This is a genomic window from Streptomyces flaveolus, from assembly GCF_044765825.1.
In the GTDB taxonomy this organism is placed as follows: Bacteria; Actinomycetota; Actinomycetes; order Streptomycetales; family Streptomycetaceae; genus Streptomyces; species Streptomyces flaveolus.
In genome coordinates this window covers 562,591-580,834 of the sequence record NZ_JBIWKU010000005.1, presented here as the reverse complement: position 1 = coordinate 580,834, position 18,244 = coordinate 562,591, and the positions used below count along the sequence as shown (strand labels likewise).

Sequence of the window (18,244 nt, the reverse complement as noted above, 5' to 3'; positions counted from 1 at the left end):
GCCTGGTGGGCGGGCCGACGCGGACGCCGTCACCCCCGTCGCGCCACCGTCCCCGCGCCGCCCAGCGCCCCCCGTTGCGGCGCGATGCCCGCGGGGACCGCGCGCTGCCGTGCCGGGGTGCCCGTCCAGCAGGTGCCCCGGCGGGCGAGGAGGCGGCGCAGCCAGAGCTCCAGCGAGATCAGGTCGGCCAGCCCGTCCAGCGGCAGCGCCTCGCCCGCAGCCGCCCCGCGCACCGCCTTGCGCACGACCCGCGCCTCGACCAGCCCCGCCTCCGCGAGCAGCGGCGTGTCGAACAGCGCCAGCAGGGAATCGGCGGCGACCCGCAGCCCCGTCCGCGCGGCGGAGGCGGCCAGCGCCTGCGTCGGCGCCCCCCATCCGCTCGGCAGCTCGCTCACCCCGGCGCCCTCCAGCACCGTACGCAGGATCGCGGCCCGTGCCCCGGGCTGGACGCGCAGCGCCTCCGGCAGCGCACGGCAGGCGCGGACGACCTGGTTGTCGAGGAACGGCGCGTGCAGCCGCTGGAAGCGGATTTCCGCGGCCTGCTCCAGCACCCGCACCTCGGCCGCCTGCCGGGCCAGTGCCGCACGCGCGCGGAAGTCACCGGGCCGCTGCCCCGGCCCGACCCCGGACCGTTGGGTGGACGCCTGGAGGCGAACCGATACTTCAGCGAGCGCCTCCCCGGTCAGCCACCGGGCCGCCGGCCCGGGCCCGGCCCAGGTGAGCACGGCGAGCGACGCCTCCATCGCACCACCGCCGCCCACGCCCCCGCCGGCCGCCTCGTCGAAGCGCCGGCGCAGCAGCCGCTCGGCGAGTCCCTCGACGCCCGCGCGGTAGGGCATGCGCGACAGGCGCCGGGCCGCGGCGTAGACGCGCGCGGGGACCAGCACCGAGCCGTCGGCCTTGGCGAGCGCGGCGACCGGACGGACGAGATGGCGCCGTTTGCGGTCCATCAGCAGGTCGGCGAGCCGGGCCGGATGGGCGTCGAGCACCTGCCGCGCCCCGTAGCCCGTGAAGTGGTCCGCGCTGCCGGCGGCCAGCCGTGCCCGGTGCCGTGCCGCCGACACCAGGCAGGACCCCGGTTCGTCGGTCAGGGGCCCGTCGAGCGTGGCGTACGGCAGGACCTCCTCGCCGCCGGTGACGACCACGTGGTGCAGGCGCGGGTTGGCGGCCAGTGCGCCCGCCCGCTCCAGTTCGGACTCGCGTCCGCCGACGGCCAGGTCGTTGAAGGTGACGGCGAGCAGCCGCTCGCCCGCTCCCGTGCCGTGCCCGAGCACGGTGCCCGGCATCCCCGGCAGCCCGGCGGCCAGCAGCGCCAGCGTGCCCGAGGCCGGTCCGCCGGACAGGTCGGCGCCGATCCCGGGCACCGGCATCCCGCGCGCGGCGCGCCGTTCGGCGGGCCCCATGCCCGGCACCGGCCCGGGGTCGATGCCGTCCCCCGGGACGTGCCGGGGCGCGGCGAGGCGGGTCCGTACGGCCTCCACCAGCGCGTCCCGCACGCCGTCGACGGCTCTGTCCGGGTCGGCGGCCGGTGCCGCCACGGCGAGCGAGGCGACCTGCTCGTACCCGGCGATCTCGCGCGCCCCGGCGCGCAGGATCAGCGCATGCCCCGGCGGAATGCGCTTCACGCCGTCGTACGGGGTGGAGTCGTCCAGCGCGGCCGGTACGTCCGGGGCCGCCAGCAGCGCGGCGAGGTGTCCGAAGTCGAGGTTGGCCTCGACGAGGTCGGCCAGGGGCAGCGCGGCGGTCGCGTACGCCGTGCCGCCCGCCCAGGGGGTGTGGAACACGGGCCGCGCGCCCGCGAGATCGCCGCAGACGGTGATCCGCCGGCCGACCTGGACGACCGCCGTGTAGCTGCCGGGCCACGCGGTCAGGTGCCGCAGTGCGCCGCCGCGCGCGGCGAACAGCCCGACGCGCAGCTGCTCGTCGGACGCGCCGCAGATGCCGAGGACGGCGATCCGGGTCTGTGGGTCGGCCGTGACGACGCGCACCTCGTCGGGGCGCCAGTCGCCGACCGCCCACAGGGGGTCGGGGTCGCCCCACAGGAGCTGGGATCCCACGGGCTGCACCGTCTCACCGTCGTACCCGGTGGCCCCGGCGGAGCCGCCGGCCCCCGCGCTTCCCACGGCTCCCACGGCGGTGCTGCTCCACCCCACCAACCACCGCATCGACGCCTCCACAGGCCGGGGAACCAGTGCACCGTACGAACTGGTTCCCCATGCTGCCATGAAGGGCACGCCGCAGAGCGTCGGCGGAGCCGCATGTGCTCCCGTGAATGCGCCCCCGCGGATACCCACGCGAGAACGTCAAGTGCCGGTGGCCGTATGCCGGTCACGGCGCGCCGGCCTTCCGGGGGGCTCGCCCAGGCGACGCGAATGCGCCCCCGGAACGCGCCCTTTGGCTACCCGACGCGCCCTCAAGTCCCATGGTGAGGGCGCCGGAGCCCCATGAACACGGGGGGCGTTTTTTGGCCAACTAGGCGTCACACAGACAGTGATGAACACGCTCCGTACAGGCTCTGCGCACCGCCTGGCGGCGCGCAGTCCGGGAGACGGGCCACGCCTCCCGGACCGGTCCGCCGCCCGCGGGGATGTAGGCGGCGGCGTCCCCCAGCCCACTGGACCCAGTACAGCGGGCCGACCCACGCACCGCCATGGAACCGCTCCCCCGGGTGGCCGGAGAAGAGCGCACGGACGGGCGCACGGCCACACACCGGGAGCACGCGGCAACAGTCCGTACAGACAGCGCACTTCCGTACGGGCCACAATCCCGCCATCCGGAACAATGCCTCTTAACGCATGGGATGCGGCGAACTACGCTGGGTTTACGAATGCCGCATGGTTATGCCAGTGCGGCAGCCGTCTGTGTCGAGGGGTGGCGCATGTCCAGGGAGCAACGCGGGCCGAACGAAAAGCTCGGCGCCGTTCTCGCCCTCGCGGGAATCAGCAACGCAGGACTCGCCCGGCGCGTCAACGACCTCGGCGCCCAGCGCGGGTTGACGCTTCGCTACGACAAGACGTCGGTGGCGCGCTGGGTGTCGAAGGGCATGGTGCCGCAGGGTGCGGCTCCGCACCTGATCGCCGCCGCCATCGGCCAGAAGCTCGGCCGTCCGGTGCCGCTGCACGAGATCGGCCTGGCGGACGCGGACCCCGCCCCCGAAGTGGGTCTCGCCTTCCCGCGGGACGTCGGACAGGCGGTCAGGTCCGCCACCGAGCTGTACCGCCTCGACCTCGCCGGACGCCGGACCGGCGGCGGCATCTGGCAGTCGCTCGCCGGCTCGTTCGCGGTGAGCGCATACGCGACGCCCGCCTCACGGTGGCTGATAACCCCGGCCGACAGCTCGGTGGCGCGCGACGCGAGCCCGGCCGAGGGCTCCGGCGCACCGCACAAAGTCGGCCACAGCGATGTGCGCAAACTGCGGGAGGCCGCCGAGGACGCCCGCCGCTGGGACTCCAAGTACGGCGGCGGCGACTGGCGTTCCTCGATGGTCCCCGAGTGCTTACGCGTCGAGGCGGCCCCGCTGCTCCTCGGCTCCTACTCCGACGAGGTCGGCCGCGCCCTGTTCGGCGCCTCGGCCGAACTGACCCGCCTGGCCGGCTGGATGGCCTTCGACACCGGCCAGCAGGAAGCCGCCCAGCGCTACTACATCCAGGCCCTGCGCCTGGCCCGCGCGGCGGCCGACGTCCCCCTGGGCGGCTACGTCCTCGCCTCCATGTCCCTCCAGGCCACCTACCGCGGCTTCGGTGACGAGGGCGTGGACCTCGCCCAGGCCGCCCTGGAACGCAACCGCGGCCTGGCCACGGCCCGCACGATGAGCTTCTTCCGCCTGGTCGAGGCGCGCGCACACGCACGCGCGGGTGACGCACCGGCGGCGGGCGCAGCCCTGAAGGCGGCCGAGAGCTGGCTGGAGCGCGCCCGACCGGGTGACAACGATCCGACGTGGCTGGGTTTCTACTCCTACGACCGGTTCGCCGCCGACGCGGCCGAGTGCTACCGCGACCTGAAGGCACCACGCCAGGTCCGCCGCTTCACCGAGCAGGCCCTGTCGCAGCCGACGGAGGAGTTCGTACGCTCGCACGGACTGCGGCTCGTCGTCTCGGCGGTGGCCGAGCTGGAGTCCGGCAACCTGGACGCGGCCTGCGAGCAGGGCGTACGGGCGGTCGAGGTCGCCGGGCGCATCTCCTCGGCGCGTACCACCGAGTACGTGAAGGATCTCCTGCACCGTCTGGAGCCGTACGGCGACGAACCGCGCGTGGTCGAGCTCCGCGAGCGCGCCCGGCCGCTCCTGGTGACCCCGGCCTGAGTCCGGCGCCGCACGGGTTTGAGGGCATTGTCAGTGGCGCAGTGCACTATCGAAGCCGGGAGACGGACCGGGAAGGGACCGGGAGGTGGGACGCGTGCGGACCGGGATCGCATACGACTGCGACGTGCTGGTGATCGGCGGCGGAATCGTCGGCCTGTCGACGGCGTACGCGATCACGCGCACCGCGCCGGGCACCCGCGTGACGGTGCTGGAGAAGGAGCCGGGACCGGCCCGCCACCAGACGGGCCGCAACAGCGGCGTGATCCACAGCGGCATCTACTACCGCCCGGGCTCGCTGAAGGCCCGCTTCGCGGTGCGGGGCGCCGCCGAGATGGTCAAGTTCTGCGCGGAGTACGGCATTGACCACGCGGTCACCGGCAAGCTGATCGTCGCCACCGACCGGGCGGAGCTGCCCCGGCTGCACGCGCTGGTGCAGCGCGGCCGGGAGAACGGCATCCCCGTGCGGGAGCTGGGCTCGGCCCAGATCCGCGAGTACGAACCGGAGGTCCGTGGCCTGGCGGCCATACACGTCGGGACCACCGGCGTCTGCGACTACGTCGGAGTGGCTCGGCAGCTGGCCCGGGCGTCCGGAGCGGAGATCCGCTACGGCGCGGAGGTCCTGCGCATCGACCGGCGCCCGGACCTCGGAGTCGCCGTCCGCACGCGTACCGGTGACGTGATCCGCGCCCGGGTCCTGGTCAACTGCGCCGGCCTGCACTGCGACGAGGTCGCGCGGATGACGGGGGACGACCCGGGGATGCGGATCGTCCCCTTCCGGGGCGAGTACTACGAGCTGGCGCGGCCGGAGCTGGTGCGGGGCCTGGTGTATCCGGTGCCGGACCCGGCGTTCCCGTTCCTCGGCGTGCACCTGACCCGCGGCATCGACGGCAGCGTGCACGTCGGCCCCAACGCGGTGCCGGCGCTGGCCCGGGAGGGGTACGGCTGGGGCGTGGTCCGGCCCCGCGAGCTGGGCGCCACGCTCACCTGGCCGGGCTCCTGGCGCATCGCCCGGCGGCACTGGAGATACGGCGCGGGGGAGCTGCGGCGGTCGCTGTCCAAGGGGGCGTTCACGTCGGCGGTGCGCAGGCTGCTGCCGGCGGTGACGGAGGGCGACCTCGTGGAGGCACCGGCGGGGGTGCGGGCGCAGGCGGTGCTGGCGGACGGGACGCTGGTGGACGACTTCCTGATCAAGGAGGGAGCGCGTACGGTGCACGTCCTGAACGCACCGTCCCCCGCGGCGACGGCCGCGCTGCCGATCGGGCGGGAGGTGGGGCGGAGGGCGCTGACCGCGTTGGGGGCGGGGTGACGGGGACGACGTCCTGGGGTGCCCTGTGCTGGTGCGTCGGTGGGTCGCACGGCCCGGCGCTGCCGGGGTGCCCTGCGTGGGGTGTCGGCCGGGGGTGGGTCGGGTGGCCCGGCACCCGGGGTGCCCTGCGTGAGTGTGGCCGGGGGTGGGTCGCGCGGCCGGGCGCCGCAAGGTGCCTCCCCCCCACCGCCCACCTGTGCCGCCCCTGGGGGCACCTCCCAGGCCGTCCGGGCACTGGGGAGGCACGACTGCCCGCAGCTGGGACGGCATACGGCGGACCGCAGCTGGGACGCGTAGGCGCTGCCCGCGGCCGGGGACGGCACGGGCGACAGCCCGCGGCTGCGGCGGGCGAGGCGGCCACCACCTTCGCCCGGCCGTAAAATCGACTCACTGTGTCTGATTCACGCCATGCCCCCGAGACCCCGCAGCCGGTTCGTGCCAAGGGTGAGCCCCGGTTCCCCGACGGGCCGAAGGCCGATCCCGCCGGGTCGCACTTCGAGCGGCGCATCCGGAGTTTCCAGCCGCGCCGGAGCCGGGTCACCGCCGGGCAGGCGGACGCGCTGCAGCGGCTGTGGCCGACGTGGGGACTGGACATCGACGGGCAGCGGGTCATCGACCTCACCGAGCTGTTCGGGAACACCCGCCCCGTCGTCCTGGAGATCGGCTTCGGCATGGGCGAGGCCACCGCCCAGATGGCCGCCGCAGACCCGGACACCAACATCCTCGCCGTGGACGTCCACACCCCCGGCCAGGGAAACCTGCTCGGCCTCGCCGACCGGAACGGGCTGTCCAACATCCGCGTGGGCAACGGCGACGCGATCATCCTCCTGCGCGAGATGCTGGCCCCCGGCTCCCTCGCCGGGCTGCGCGTCTACTTCCCCGACCCCTGGCCGAAGAAGCGCCACCACAAGCGCCGCCTGATCCAGCCGGAGTTCCTGACCCTGGCCGCCTCCCGCCTCGCGCCGGGCGGCGTCGTGCACTGCGCCACCGACTGGGAGCCGTACGCGGAGCAGATGCTCGAGGTCCTCACCGCGCACCCCGACTTCGAGAACACGATGCCCGACGGCGGTTTCGCGCCGCGCCCCGCCCACCGGCCGCTGACCCGTTTCGAGGGCCAGGGACTGGACAAGGGTCATGTGGTGAACGACTTGCTCTTCCGTCGCGTACAGGAGCAACCCCCCACCGGTTAGGGTCCATGCCGTGGCCACCTGTCCCCCGTATCCGACGCGTCCGCCCACGCATCCGCGTACGCATCCGCACTGGTGGCAGCGCACCTGGGTGCGTTACGGCGCGCTGGTCACCCTGCTCGCGCTCTCCGGCCTGGTGATCCTGGCCCTGGTGCGCGAGCAGACCGGCACCCAGGGGTTCCTGGTGGGGCTGGGGCTGGCGGTCCTCCCCGTGCCGCTGCTCATAGCCGCCTTCCGCTGGCTGGACCGGGTCGATCCCGGCCCCTGGCGGAACCTGCTGTTCTCCTTCGCCTGGGGTGCCTGCGCGGCGGCGCTGATAGCGATCGTCGCCAACAGCTTCGCGACGAGATGGATAGCGACGGCCACGGCCGATCCCACGGGCGCGGACACCCTGGGCGCCACCGTGATAGCGCCGGTCGTGGAGGAGTCCGCCAAGGCCGCGGCCGTCCTCCTGGTCTTCCTCTTCCGCAGGCGGAACTTCACCGGCATCGTCGACGGCGTCGTCATAGCCGGTGTCACCGCCACCGGCTTCGCCTTCACCGAGAACATCCTCTACCTGGGCACCGCCTTCGGCACCGACCAGCTCACCGGCGACCGGGGTATCGCCTCGGTGACCGCGGCGACCTTCTTCGTCCGTGTCGTCCTGTCGCCGTTCGCCCACCCGCTGTTCACCGTGCTCACCGGCATCGGCTTCGGCGTCGCCGCGCTCTCCGCCGACCGCCGGCGTCTGCGGCGCGTGCTGCTCCCCCTGTCCGGCCTGCTGCTCGCGATGGGCATGCACGCGCTGTGGAACGGCTCGGCCTCGCTCGGTGAGTACGGCTTCTTCGCGGTGTACGGGGCGTTCATGGTGCCGGCCTTCGGCCTGCTGACCTGGCTGGCGGTCTGGACCCGGCAGCGCGAACTCGGCGCCGTGCGGGCCGAGCTGCCCGTCTACGCGGTGGCCGGCTGGCTGACGCCGGCCGAGCCGTTCGTACTGGGGTCGATGCGGGCGCGCCGCATCGCCCGGCAGCACGCCCGCCGGCACGCCGGAAAGCCGGCGGCGCGGACGGTGGCGGAGTACGAGGCGTACGCGACCTCGCTGGCGTTCCTGCGGCAGCGCGGCCGCCGGGGCAGGGCGGGCGCCGACTACGTCGTACGGGAGCGGGAGTTGCTGACCGAGCTGTGGCGCCGGCGGGAGACGGCGCGCCCGGCACTGGACCACGCGGCGCGGGCCACGGCGCCGCCCGTCCCCGTGGCCGTACCGCCCTGGCCGGTGTACGGGCCGCACGCGGCGCCCGCGCCCGCCCCGTACACCGCACAGGCCCCGTACATCACCTCGTACGCCACGCCCGCCTACGCCCCCCGCACCGCGTACCCGCCCCAGAACCCGTACCGGACGTAGCGGCAGCCCAGAAGGCTCCTCAGGCGGACGCCTCCGTCAGCCTGAGCACCTCCGCCTCCGTCAGCTTCAGATCCGCCACACCCAGCAGCGCCGGCAGCTGCTCGACCGTCCGGGCGGACGCGATCGGCGCGGCCACCGTCGGCTGGGCCGCCAGCCAGGCCAGGGCCACCGTGGCGACCGGCACGCCGTGGGCCTCGGAGATCTCGTCCAGGGCCGTGAGCACCCGCCGGCCGCGCTCGCTCTCCAGGTGCTTGGCGGCACCGCCCGCCCGCGGGCTGTCGACGGCCGTACCGGGCCGGTACTTGCCGGTGAGGAAGCCGGACGCGAGGGCGTAGTACGGAACGGCGGCCAGACCGGCCCGCTCGGCGAGGTCGCGCAGCTCGCCCTCGTACGTGTCGCGCGAGACCAGGTTGTAGTGGGGCTGCAGGGCCACGTACCGGGCGAGGCCCTCGCGGTCGGAGAACTCCAGGGACGCCGCGAGCCGCTCGGCCGTGATGTTGGAGGCGGCGATGTGCCGGACCTTGCCCGCGCGCACCAGATCGTCGAGCGCGCCGATGATCTCCTCGACCGGCACCTCGGGCTTGTCGAAGTGGGTGTAGTAGAGGTCGATGTGGTCGGTGCCCAGGCGGCGCAGCGAGGCGTCGGCCGCCGCCTTGATGTTGGCGGCGGACAGGCCGGGGTACTCCGGGTGCTGGCTGACCTTCGTGGCGATGACGACGTCGGCGCGGTTGCCGCGCGCCGCGAGCCACTTGCCGATGAGGGTCTCGGACTCGCCGCCGCTGTTGCCCTCGACCCACGCGGAGTAGGAGTCGGCGGTGTCGACGAAGTTGCCGCCTGCGGCGGTGTAGGCGTCGAGGACGGCGAAGGAGGTGTCCTGGTCGGCGGTCCAGCCGAAGACGTTGCCGCCGAGGGCGAGCGGGAAGACCTCGAGGTCGGAGGAGCCGAGTTTGCGCAGAGAAGTCATGTTCTACAACAACACGCGCCTCGGAACTGGTCATTCCGCGGGGCGCCGAGAACGGACGCAAAGTTCGCGCAAACCGGCAGCCCTGACGTCGGGGGGTCGCCGTCAGGACCACCGGGATCCAGAGGTGGGCGTCCCTTCCGGACGCCCTGTTCTCAGGGGGTGAGGCCCTTGTCCTGCAGCCATGCCGCCGGGTCGACCCCGCCCTCGGCACCGCCGACGTGGACCTCGAAGTGGAGGTGCGGGCCGGTGACGTTGCCCGTGGCGCCCACGCGGCCGATGACGTCGCCGGTGCTGACCTCCTGGCCGACGCTGACGTTGATCGACGACTGGTGGCAGAACCACAGTTCGGTGCCGTCGTCCAGGGTCAGGATCGTGCGGTAGCCGTAGGAGCCGGCCCAGCCCGCCTCGGTGATCGTGCCGGTGTGCACGGCCTTGATGAGGGTGCCCGTGGGCGCGGCGAAGTCGAGGCCGGTGTGGTGGCCGGAGGACCACATGGAGCCGGCCTGACCGAAGGTGGAGGTGATCGTGTACGAGGAGGTCGGCAGCGTGAACTGCTTGGCCAGCTCGGCGAGCCGCTCGGCCTCGGCCTTCTTCGCGGCCTCCTCCTCCGCCTTCTTCTTGGCGGCGGCGGCCTTGGCCTCGGCCTCCTTCTCCGCCTTGGCGGCGGCCTCGGCGGCCTCCTTCTCGGCCTTGGCGGCGGCCTCTGCCGCGGCCTTGGTCTCGACCTGGACCTGCTGCTGCTCGGCCTGCTGCATGATGCGCGCCCGCAGGACCTCACCGGCGTCGGTGGTGCCCTCGGCGGTGTCGGTGGTGGTCGCGCCGATGCCGCTGAGCGGGGTGGCGGAACCCTCGGGCTCCGGTTCGTCGTCGGAGATGAGCGAGCCGACGTTCGGCAGGTCGGGCATCGAGATCGACACCGGCGGCTTGCCGGTCTGGGCGCTCGCCATGCCGCCCGCTCCGACGGCCGCTATGACGCCGACGCCGAGGACGGTGGAGCTGCGGGCGAGTCCGCCGCGCTGCTTGGCGACGCGGTGCCGGCCGCGTACGGGACGGATGGAGTCCGCGGTGGGGTTCCACTCCTCCCAGGGGCCCTCTTCGGCACGGTAGCCGTCGTAGCCGAAGGTTTCGGTGTCGTGCGTGCTCGGCACGAACGGGGCCTCGGGGGCAGGCCGGTTGGACGCCACGTGGGCGTACTCCTTTCCTTCCTTCCGCCTACCGGGTTAGCTGACGGGTTCGGAGCAGGAAGGTCTCCTACGCGCGTATACGCGCCGTGTCTCCACGGCGGCATACGCCCGATTCACCCCAAAGTGGTGGTTCCCCGGTTCCCTCGCGGGATTCGGCGCGTGCGCACGGAGCCGCCTTCTGTGACGGCTGGGACGACCGCGCTGCGTTATCGAACGTTAATAGACGCGAGGTGCTGATTCCAAGCCGTTCTGTCTGATCATTAAGGATTCCGGCCGGGACGTACATCTCACGAAGGGCCAAAACCGGGCGAGTTGACCGCCTCTCAGATCACGACTTCACATCACGCGTTTATGACGGTGTGTCAGTTGTTATGCGGAGGGCGGTCGTGTCGTCACCGCCGGTGATACTGATCAAGGTCGTCGCCCGCTCAGGGCCGACGGCGTACGGCGAGCAGCGCCATGTCGTCCGTGGTGCCGCCCCCGGCGTGCCGGCGCACCTCGTCGGCGAGGGTGTCGAGCAGGTGGGCCGGGTGCCGGAAGACGCGGCCGGTCAGTCGCGCGTGGGGGTCGTAGAACCGGCCGTGGGCGTCGCGGGCCTCGGACAATCCGTCGGTGTACAGCAGCAGCGTGGCACCGCCGGGGAAGTCGGCCTGCTCCGCCCGGTCGGGCCACACCCCCAGTTCGCCCATCCCGAGCGGCAGAGCGAACTCCCCGGCCTGCACCGGGTGCACGGTGCCGTCGGCGTGCAGCAGCAGCGGCGGCGGGTGGCCGCGGTTGACGACGCGGACGACCCCGTCGCCGTGCGGGAGTTCGGCGAGGACGGCGGTGGTGAACCCCTCGAACGCGTCCAGCCCGTCCCGCCGGGTGCCCTCGCGCGCCAGCGCCCGCTCCAGCCGCTGCGCGACCGCCTCCAGCGTCGCCTCCTGCTCGGCGGCCTCCCGGAAGGCACCGATGACCACGGCGACGGCGGCCACCGCGCCCATGCCCTTGCCGCGCACGTCGCCGACGATCAGCCGCACACCGCGCGCGCTGTCCTGCACCGCGTACAGGTCGCCGCCGATGAAGGCGTCGGCCTGCGCCGCCTCGTAGCAGGCGGCGATCTCGAAGCCGCCGATCCGCTCGGCGGGCTCGGGCAGCACGGCGCGCTGGGCGGCCTCGGCGATCTCGCGGGCGGAGGCGAGGCGCTCGTCGGTGCGGCGGACGAAGGCGTTCACGAAGACGGCGAGGGCGGCGACCGTCGCGATGGTGATCAGTTCGGTGAGCGAGTCCACGTAGTGGATGACGCCCTTGCTCAGCTGGAGCCCGATGACGGTGGCGATCACTGCGGCACCGGTGAGCACGGTGCCGCGACGTGAGTAGAGGGGTGCCGCGACCAGGGGCGCGGCCGTCCAGAGGGGCCCCGCGGTGAAGTACCGGGGGGTGAAGAGGTCGTAGAGGACGGCCACGGCGATCAGCAGGACGGGGAGCAGGCGCACGAAGGTCCGGCCGTACGGGGGTCGCCGCCGCGCCGGCCGGACGGGCGGTACGGGCATCGGGGCGGCGCCGAGACCGGGGTCGGGCACGGGGTCGCCGGGCAGCCGGCCACCGGCCCTGGCATACGGTGCCTCGTCGTCCACGTCACCTGGCCGCACCACTCGTCTCCCGCCCCCCTGCACGTCCACGCCGCTTGCCGTCCCGCCTTCCAGGTTTCCCGGAGGAGGGGCGGGGAGCGAGCCGTGAGGGCCGGTCGGGTGACGCAGACGCAAACACACCGAAGGCCGGAATCCTTATGGATTCCGGCCTTCGGCCTTGAGTAGCGGGGACAGGATTTGAACCTGCGACCTCTGGGTTATGAGCCCAGCGAGCTACCGAGCTGCTCCACCCCGCGTCGTTGTGTCTCCAGTGTACGTCATGTCGGGGGCGGAACGCACACGCGTATCTCAGGGGCCCAGCAGGTGACGGTTCGGACCCTTCGCCGCCGCCTCGTGTTCCGGCAGGACGACGACGACGGCACCCCCGGCGGCGAGCACCCCGCTGCCGTCGGCCCCCGGCACGAACGTGTCCGGCTCCCGCCAGGCCGTGACCACCCGGCGTACCCCGGCGTCGAGGATCAGCCGGGCGCAGGGGGCGGGCCGGGAGGCACGGCGGGCGCACGGTTCCAGGCTGCTGTAGACCGTGGCGGTCCTGAGCCGCGGATCGGCCGGGTCGGTCTTGGCGAGCGCGGCCTCCTCGGCGTGCACGACCGGGTCGCCGCCCTCCCGCGAGTGGCCGCGCGCGAGCTCCGTCCCGTCGGCGGCGACGACCACCGCCCCCACGCTGAACGCCGTGCCGGAGGGCGGGCACAGCTCGGCCAGCTCGCAGGCGAGCGCCAGCCAGTGCCGGTCGGCGGCGGACACGTGAGCGGCGGCGCCCGGGGCGGTCGGCCGGTAGCGCATGAGCACGACGTCCTCGATCCGCCGCGTCTCCACCAGCCGGAGCCGCCCGCGCTGGTAGTCGCCGGGCCCGAACAGCCGGGGAGCGTCCGGGTCGCCGACGAACAGCGGGGCGAGGACGAGCTGCAGCTCGTCGGCGAGCCCCTGCTGCAACAGGCGGCTGTGCACGGTCCCCCCGCCCTCCACCATCAGCCGCCGCACTCCCCGCCGGTCGTGCAGGTGCTCCAGCGCCGCCCGCCACTCGAACGATTCCCCGAGCGGTACGACGTCGGCGGCGAGCCCGAGCGCGTGGGCCCGCCGGGCGCCCTCGTCGGTGGTCAGGAGGACCTTGTCGCCGCCGGTGTGCCAGAAGGCCGCCGTGGGGTCCAGCTCGCCCGACCCGCTGACCGTGACCTTCAGCGGGTACTCCGGCTTCCCCGCGGCGACCCGGGCGGCCCGTCGCCCGGCCGAGTTCACCAGCAGCCGCGGGTTGTCGGCCCGGATCGTGCCGGCGCCGACGAGGATCGCGTCGACGGAGGCGCGCACCTCGTCGACCCGGTCGAAGTCGGCCGGGGAGGACAGCAGGAGCCGCTCGGGACCGGTGTCGTCCAGGTATCCGTCGAGGGACACGGCGGCGGACAGGAGGACGTACGGGAGGGGCATGGGCGTACTCCGGTGAGGCGGGCGGACGGGCGACGGGTGCGGCGGGGCCACCCTAGGCGCCCGTGCCGCAGGCGCCCGGTACCGTGTCGCTCGGCCCACCGCTCGACGTGCTGCACAGGCTTTGCGCGCGTGGGTTCGTCGCCACCGCCGTGATGTTCGTCGTGCGCGGCGCGCTGTAGGGATGGGCCATCCGTGTGATGGGTGTGCCGCACGCTAATTTCTGAGGCCTTTGACGGCTTCCTGTGGGGTGGGTTTGTCATGAGTCGTCGTACGCATGCGTACAGACCGCTGAGTTTGAAACGACGGGCGTGGCTGACGCTCGGGGCCGTGGTGCTGGGGGGTGGGGGCGTGGTGACGTACGCGGTCGCCAGTCCGTCCGACGACCCCGGTGCGGCGGGCCGGGCCAAGCGGCCCGTGAAGGTCTACGACCTCGCGCTGAAGGGCACCGCGCGCGGCAAGCGGGAGCTGCCGCGCACGGGGACCGAGCAGTTCTCGCTGGTCGGCGTGTCCTGGTCGGGGCCCGTCGAGGGGCTCGACGGCCGGGCGCAGGTGCGCACCCGCGATCTGGAGAGCGGCGAATGGGGTGCCTGGCGGGACCTCGAAGTGAACATCGACCCGCCGGAGGCCCCGGAGGCCGGGATGCGCGGCGCGTCCGAGCCGCTGTGGGTCGGTCCTTCCGACGGCGTCCAGGTCCAGGTCCTCCACGAGGACGGCACCACCGGCACGCTGCCCAAGGGGCTCGAGGTCAACCTCGTCGACCCGGGTGTGGTGACCAAGGCCGAGACCCAGGCGACCGGTCCGGCGGCGTTCGTCGCCGAGGACAGCAGCCCGGCGGCCACGCCCACCGATTCCACGGCGCCCACCGACGGCACGACCGTGGCGCCGACGGACGACGGGACCAGTACGTCCCCCGCGCCGGCCGATTCCACGTCGCCGGCGCCCACCGACACCACGGCCGCGCCGACGCCCACCGACTCGCCGTCCGGCTCCGCGTCCCCGAGCCCGTCGGCCACCACGCCGTCGGCGCCGCCGTCCGCACCGCCGTCCACCGTGCCCAAGCCGCCGGTGACCTCGCGCGCCGGCTGGGGCGCCGACGAGTCGCTCAGCCCCGACCCGTCCGAGTACAACGCCGATGTGAAGGCCGTCTTCGTTCACCACACCGACGGGGCCAACGACTACTCCTGCGCCGACTCCGCGTCGATCGTGCGGGGCATCTACGCGTACCACACGCAGGTCAACGGCTGGAACGACATCGGCTACAACTTCCTGGTCGACAAGTGCGGCACCGTCTTCGAGGGCCGCAAGGGCGGCACCGACCTGCCGGTGCTCGGTGCGCACACCTACGGCTGGAACCGGGAGTCCGCCGGCATCGCGGTGCTCGGTGAGTACACCTCCACCGGTGCCACCAGCGCCGCGCTGGCCTCCGTCGCCCGCGTCGCCGCGTGGAAGCTCGGCCAGTACGGCGCCGACCCGGCCGGCACGGTGCAGCTGAACGCCGGGGCCACCCAGAAGAACTACTTCGGCACCGGCTTCACCGCGGACACCAAGTACACCTTCAACCGGATCTCCGGTCACCGCGACGGCTACAACACCCAGTGCCCCGGCAACTCCCTCTACGCCCAGCTGCCGACCGTCCGGGCCTGGGCAGCCGGGCCGGTGCAGGGGCTGAAGGTGGCCTCGGTCGGCGGCGCGGCCCTGTCCGGCTCGACGTACTACACCAAGGGCGCCCTCAGCGTGACGTGGGCGGCCACCACGCCCGCGTCGCTCGTCAAGAGCTACGAGCTGCTGGTCGACGGCAAGACCGTCGTCACCGCTTCCGGCTCGGCCACCTCCGCGAACACGACCCTGTCCCTGGGGCGCCACAGCGTCGCGGTGCGGGCGGTGCACCAGTCCGGCAGGGCCGTGACCACCGCCGCGCTGACCGTCGTCGCGGAGACGACCGCGCCGGTCTTCACCACCACGCCGACGCTTTCCCTGCGCACCGGCACGGTCAACACCACCGCCGTCCCGGTCACCCTCGGCTGGAAGGCGACCGACGACAAGGCGCTGCGCGGGGTGAAGCTGCTGTCCCCGACGGCCACCACCTTCCCGCCTACCTGGACCGCCAACAACCGCACCGCCACGTCGGGCACGGCCTCCACCTGGTCGATGCAGGCGTACGACTACGCCGGCAACTACCGCAACGCGTCCGCCTCCTACACCCCGGTCATCCTCCAGGAGACGTCGGCGGTGAGGTCCGGCAGCTGGACGAGCCGTTCCTCCACCAGCTACCTGGGCGGCAAGTCGTACTCCAGCGGGAGCAAGGGCGCCGCCCTCACGTGGACCTTCACCGGCCGTTCCGCCTCCTGGGTGGCCTCCCGGGCCTCCAGCTCGGGCCAGGTGTACGTCTACGTCGACGGCGTCAAGGTCAGCACGGTCGACCTGAAGTCCTCCACCACCCTCTACCGGCAGGCGATCTGGACGAAGACCTGGTCCGGCAGCGCCAAGCACACCGTCAAGATCGTCGTGGTCGGCACCAGCGGCCGTCCCACCATCACCACCGACGGTCTCGTCTACATCAAGTAGAGGCCGGAGAACGCCACAGCGCCCGGGCCGGCATATGCCGGCCCGGGCGCTGTGCCATCGGTAGGCCCTGTGGGACTCGAACCCACAACCAATGGATTAAAAGTCCACTGCTCTGCCAATTGAGCTAAGGGCCCAGGGCGTGTTGCGTGATGTTGCCACACCGAGCATAGCCCGACGCGGCCGGGACGCCGATCGGGTATCGGGGACTCGGCCGCGTCGGGCGGGTGCCGGCGGGACGCCGCTACGGGTCCACCGGCTCGGGGGCGTTCGCGCGGGCCGCCGCCCGGGCGCGGGTGCGTTCGTGGTCGGGGTTGAGGAACCAGTGCCGGGCCGAGGCCAGCCACCAGGTCGCCGCGAAGCCGAGGACGGCCAGGACGGCGATCGGCGCGTAGTTGAAGGTCTCCCAGGTGACCGGGGACACCTGCGGCAGCATGAACAGGACCGTGATGACGCCGACCCACGTCACCGCGACCACGCCCACCGCCCGCGACCAGCGGCCCAGGTGCCAGGGCCCGCGTTCGAAGGCGTCGCCCTTGCGCAGGCGCAGGAAGGTCGGGACGACGTACGCGATGTAGAGGCCGATGACGGCGATCGACGTCACCGCCGCGTACGCCGTCACGTTGATCAGGTAGGGCAGGCCGAGGACCAGGGCGCCCAGCGCGGCCAGCCAGACCGCGGCGACCGGGGTGCGGGTGCGCGGGCTGACGGAGTGCCAGACGTGGGACCAGGGCAGCGCGCCGTCGCGCGAGAAGGCGTAGATCATGCGGCTGTTGGCCGTCACCGACGCCATGCCGCAGAACAGCTGCGCCCCGATGACGACGAGCAGCAGCAGCTTGCCCGCGGTCGCGCCGAGCGCGTCGAGCAGGATCTGGGCGGGCGGGGCGCCGGTCGGGGAGGCGAGGGCGCCCTCGTAGGACTGGATGGCGAAGGTGAAGCCGAGCAGGAGGACGAAGCCGGCGATCCAGGACGTCCAGATGGAGCGGACGATGCCCTTCGGGCCGGCGGTGGAGGCGTCGCGGGTCTCCTCCGTCATGTGGGCGGAGGCGTCGTAGCCCGTGAAGGTGTACTGGGCCATCAGCAGACCGATCAGGACGACGTACACGCCGCTGCCCCAGCCCGTGTTGTTGACGAACTCGCCGAACACGAAGGACGCCGACCGGTGGTGGTCGGGGACGAAGGCCAGGGCGCCGACGATGACGGCCACGCCGAGGACGTGCCACCAGACGCTGACGCTGTTCAGCAGGCCGACGATGCGGACGCCGAAGGTGTTCAGCAGGCCGTGGAGGACCAGGATCGCGGCGAAGAGGAGGATCGTGCGGCCCGGCGTGACCTCGAAGTCGAACTGGAGGTTCAGATAGGCGCCGAGGAAGGACGCCGCGCCGAAGTCGATGCCGGCGGTCACCGCGACCTGGCCCAGCACGTTGAACCAGCCCGTGAACCACGCCCAGGCCGCCGCCGTACGGGGCGGCGCGAGGCGGTGCGCCCAGAAGTACAGGCCCGCCGACGTCGGGTACGCCGAGCAGATCTCGGCCATCGCCAGGCCGACGAAGAGGGTCATCAGGCCGACGGCGACCCAGCCCCATGTGATCACGGCGGGGCCGCCCGTGTTCATGCCGAACAGATACAGGGTCAGGCAGCCCGAGAGGACCGAGATGATGGTGAAGGAGACCGCGTAGTTGGAGAACGCCGACATGCGGCGGGCCAGGACCTGGGTGTAGCCGAGCTGGGCCAGCCGTTCCTCGTCCGACAGCCCACTCGCCTTGGCGTCATCTGTCATGCCCCCAGCAATTCCCATGCCGGGGGCGTGACATGCGTCACTCGGTGGCCGGAAACCGGCTGCCGCGGCCGAAGGGTCCCCCAGCCACGAAAAGGCCGTGGCCCCTGCCCGGTCGGTCGGGCAGGGGCCACGGCCCTCGGTACTCCTGGCAGGCGTCAGCCGTTGCGCTTCCAGCGGGGCTTGTCGTCGCGGCGGCCGAAGGAGGAACCACGGTGGTCGTCACGGCGGCCGTACGGGCGGTCGTGACCGCCGCTGCGGAAGCCGGGGCGGTCGCCCTGACGGTCGCGGTTGAACGGACGGTCGCTGCCGGAGCGGTCGCCCTGGCGGTCACGGTTGAACGGACGGTCGCTGCCACGGTGGCCGGGGCGGTCGTCGCGGCGGAAGCCACCACGGTCGCCGCGGTCGTCGCGACGCTCGAAGGAACGGCCGCCACGGTCGTCACGACGGTCGTCGCGGCGGAAACCGCCACGGTCACCGCGGTCACCGCGGTCGTCGCGACGCTCGAAGGAACGGCCACCACGGTCGTC

General features: G+C 73.2%; 11 protein-coding genes, 2 tRNA genes, 1 pseudogene and 1 riboswitch. Of the genes and pseudogenes, 5 read left to right on the top strand and 9 right to left on the bottom strand.

Annotated elements, in window-relative coordinates; all coding sequences use genetic code 11:
• Nucleotides 1-29 precede the first annotated feature (29 nt).
• A complete protein-coding gene (locus tag ACIRG6_RS19080) occupies nt 30-2,165 on the bottom strand; it encodes an asparagine synthase-related protein (RefSeq protein ID WP_364819695.1) in 2,136 nt (711 codons plus the stop codon).
• 713 nt (nt 2,166-2,878) lie between these two features.
• Here ACIRG6_RS19080 and ACIRG6_RS19075 point away from each other — a divergent pair.
• From ACIRG6_RS19075 to ACIRG6_RS19060, 4 genes are all read left to right on the top strand, one after another.
• On the top strand, nt 2,879-4,300 hold the full coding sequence (locus tag ACIRG6_RS19075; protein WP_239765727.1) for an MFS transporter: 1,422 nt from the start codon (nt 2,879-2,881) through the stop codon (nt 4,298-4,300).
• An 85-nt stretch (nt 4,301-4,385) separates the two neighbouring features.
• A complete protein-coding gene (gene lhgO / locus ACIRG6_RS19070; protein ID WP_364675100.1) occupies nt 4,386-5,606 on the top strand; it encodes an L-2-hydroxyglutarate oxidase in 1,221 nt (406 codons plus the stop codon).
• 392 nt (nt 5,607-5,998) lie between these two features.
• The gene (gene trmB / locus ACIRG6_RS19065) at nt 5,999-6,796 is read left to right on the top strand and encodes a tRNA (guanosine(46)-N7)-methyltransferase TrmB (protein ID WP_392147112.1); all 798 of its coding nucleotides are present in this window, start codon (nt 5,999-6,001) and stop codon (nt 6,794-6,796) included.
• Between the two features lie 10 nt (nt 6,797-6,806).
• Entirely contained in the window at nt 6,807-8,174 is a 1,368-nt protein-coding gene (locus ACIRG6_RS19060) for a PrsW family intramembrane metalloprotease (RefSeq protein ID WP_392147114.1), read from the top strand.
• Between the two features lie 19 nt (nt 8,175-8,193).
• Here ACIRG6_RS19060 and ACIRG6_RS19055 read toward each other — a convergent pair whose 3' ends face one another.
• The 5 genes from ACIRG6_RS19055 to ACIRG6_RS19035 all read right to left on the bottom strand — a co-directional run bounded on the left by ACIRG6_RS19055 (nt 8,194) and on the right by ACIRG6_RS19035 (nt 13,375).
• Nucleotides 8,194-9,138 (bottom strand): aldo/keto reductase, encoded by a 945-nt coding sequence (locus ACIRG6_RS19055; protein WP_364819690.1) that lies wholly within the window; start codon nt 9,136-9,138, stop codon nt 8,194-8,196.
• Between the two features lie 152 nt (nt 9,139-9,290).
• Nucleotides 9,291-10,322 carry a M23 family metallopeptidase gene (locus tag ACIRG6_RS19050; protein ID WP_364675112.1) on the bottom strand — a complete coding sequence of 344 codons (1,032 nt, stop codon included), beginning with the start codon at nt 10,320-10,322 and terminating at the stop codon, nt 9,291-9,293.
• Between the two features lie 10 nt (nt 10,323-10,332).
• Nucleotides 10,333-10,490, bottom strand: a riboswitch (cyclic di-AMP (ydaO/yuaA leader).
• Nucleotides 10,491-10,750: 260 nt separating this feature from the next.
• Nucleotides 10,751-11,953, bottom strand: a complete 1,203-nt coding sequence (locus ACIRG6_RS19045) for a PP2C family protein-serine/threonine phosphatase (RefSeq protein ID WP_364675114.1) — start codon at nt 11,951-11,953, stop codon at nt 10,751-10,753.
• A gap of 162 nt (nt 11,954-12,115) precedes the next feature.
• Nucleotides 12,116-12,189, bottom strand: a tRNA-Met gene (locus ACIRG6_RS19040).
• Between the two features lie 52 nt (nt 12,190-12,241).
• On the bottom strand, nt 12,242-13,375 hold the full coding sequence (locus ACIRG6_RS19035) for a dihydrofolate reductase family protein (RefSeq protein ID WP_403323637.1): 1,134 nt from the start codon (nt 13,373-13,375) through the stop codon (nt 12,242-12,244).
• Nucleotides 13,376-13,633: 258 nt separating this feature from the next.
• On the opposite strand from ACIRG6_RS19035, the gene ACIRG6_RS19030 reads away from it, so the two are divergent.
• Nucleotides 13,634-15,940, top strand: a complete 2,307-nt coding sequence (locus ACIRG6_RS19030) for a peptidoglycan recognition protein family protein (protein ID WP_364675120.1) — start codon at nt 13,634-13,636, stop codon at nt 15,938-15,940.
• A gap of 61 nt (nt 15,941-16,001) precedes the next feature.
• Here ACIRG6_RS19030 and ACIRG6_RS19025 read toward each other — a convergent pair.
• The 3 genes and pseudogenes from ACIRG6_RS19025 to ACIRG6_RS19015 all read right to left on the bottom strand — a co-directional run.
• Nucleotides 16,002-16,074 (bottom strand) — tRNA-Lys (locus ACIRG6_RS19025).
• A gap of 107 nt (nt 16,075-16,181) precedes the next feature.
• Complete coding sequence (locus ACIRG6_RS19020) at nt 16,182-17,717, bottom strand: amino acid permease (protein WP_364675123.1); 1,536 nt, start codon at nt 17,715-17,717, stop codon at nt 16,182-16,184.
• A gap of 155 nt (nt 17,718-17,872) precedes the next feature.
• Nucleotides 17,873-18,244, bottom strand: a pseudogene (locus tag ACIRG6_RS19015) (DEAD/DEAH box helicase); the annotation flags it as partial.

Excerpts from the sequence above, each read along its gene's own strand:
- ACIRG6_RS19035 (WP_403323637.1), bottom strand. The coding sequence starts at position 13,375 with ATGCCCCTCCCGTACGTCCTCCTGTCCGCCGCCGTGTCCCTCGACGGA.
- ACIRG6_RS19020 (WP_364675123.1), bottom strand. The coding sequence starts at position 17,717 with ATGACAGATGACGCCAAGGCGAGTGGGCTGTCGGACGAGGAACGGCTG.
- ACIRG6_RS19080 (WP_364819695.1), bottom strand. The coding sequence starts at position 2,165 with ATGCGGTGGTTGGTGGGGTGGAGCAGCACCGCCGTGGGAGCCGTGGGA.
- ACIRG6_RS19030 (WP_364675120.1), top strand. The coding sequence starts at position 13,634 with ATGAGTCGTCGTACGCATGCGTACAGACCGCTGAGTTTGAAACGACGG.
- ACIRG6_RS19055 (WP_364819690.1), bottom strand. The coding sequence starts at position 9,138 with ATGACTTCTCTGCGCAAACTCGGCTCCTCCGACCTCGAGGTCTTCCCG.
- ACIRG6_RS19075 (WP_239765727.1), top strand. The coding sequence starts at position 2,879 with ATGTCCAGGGAGCAACGCGGGCCGAACGAAAAGCTCGGCGCCGTTCTC.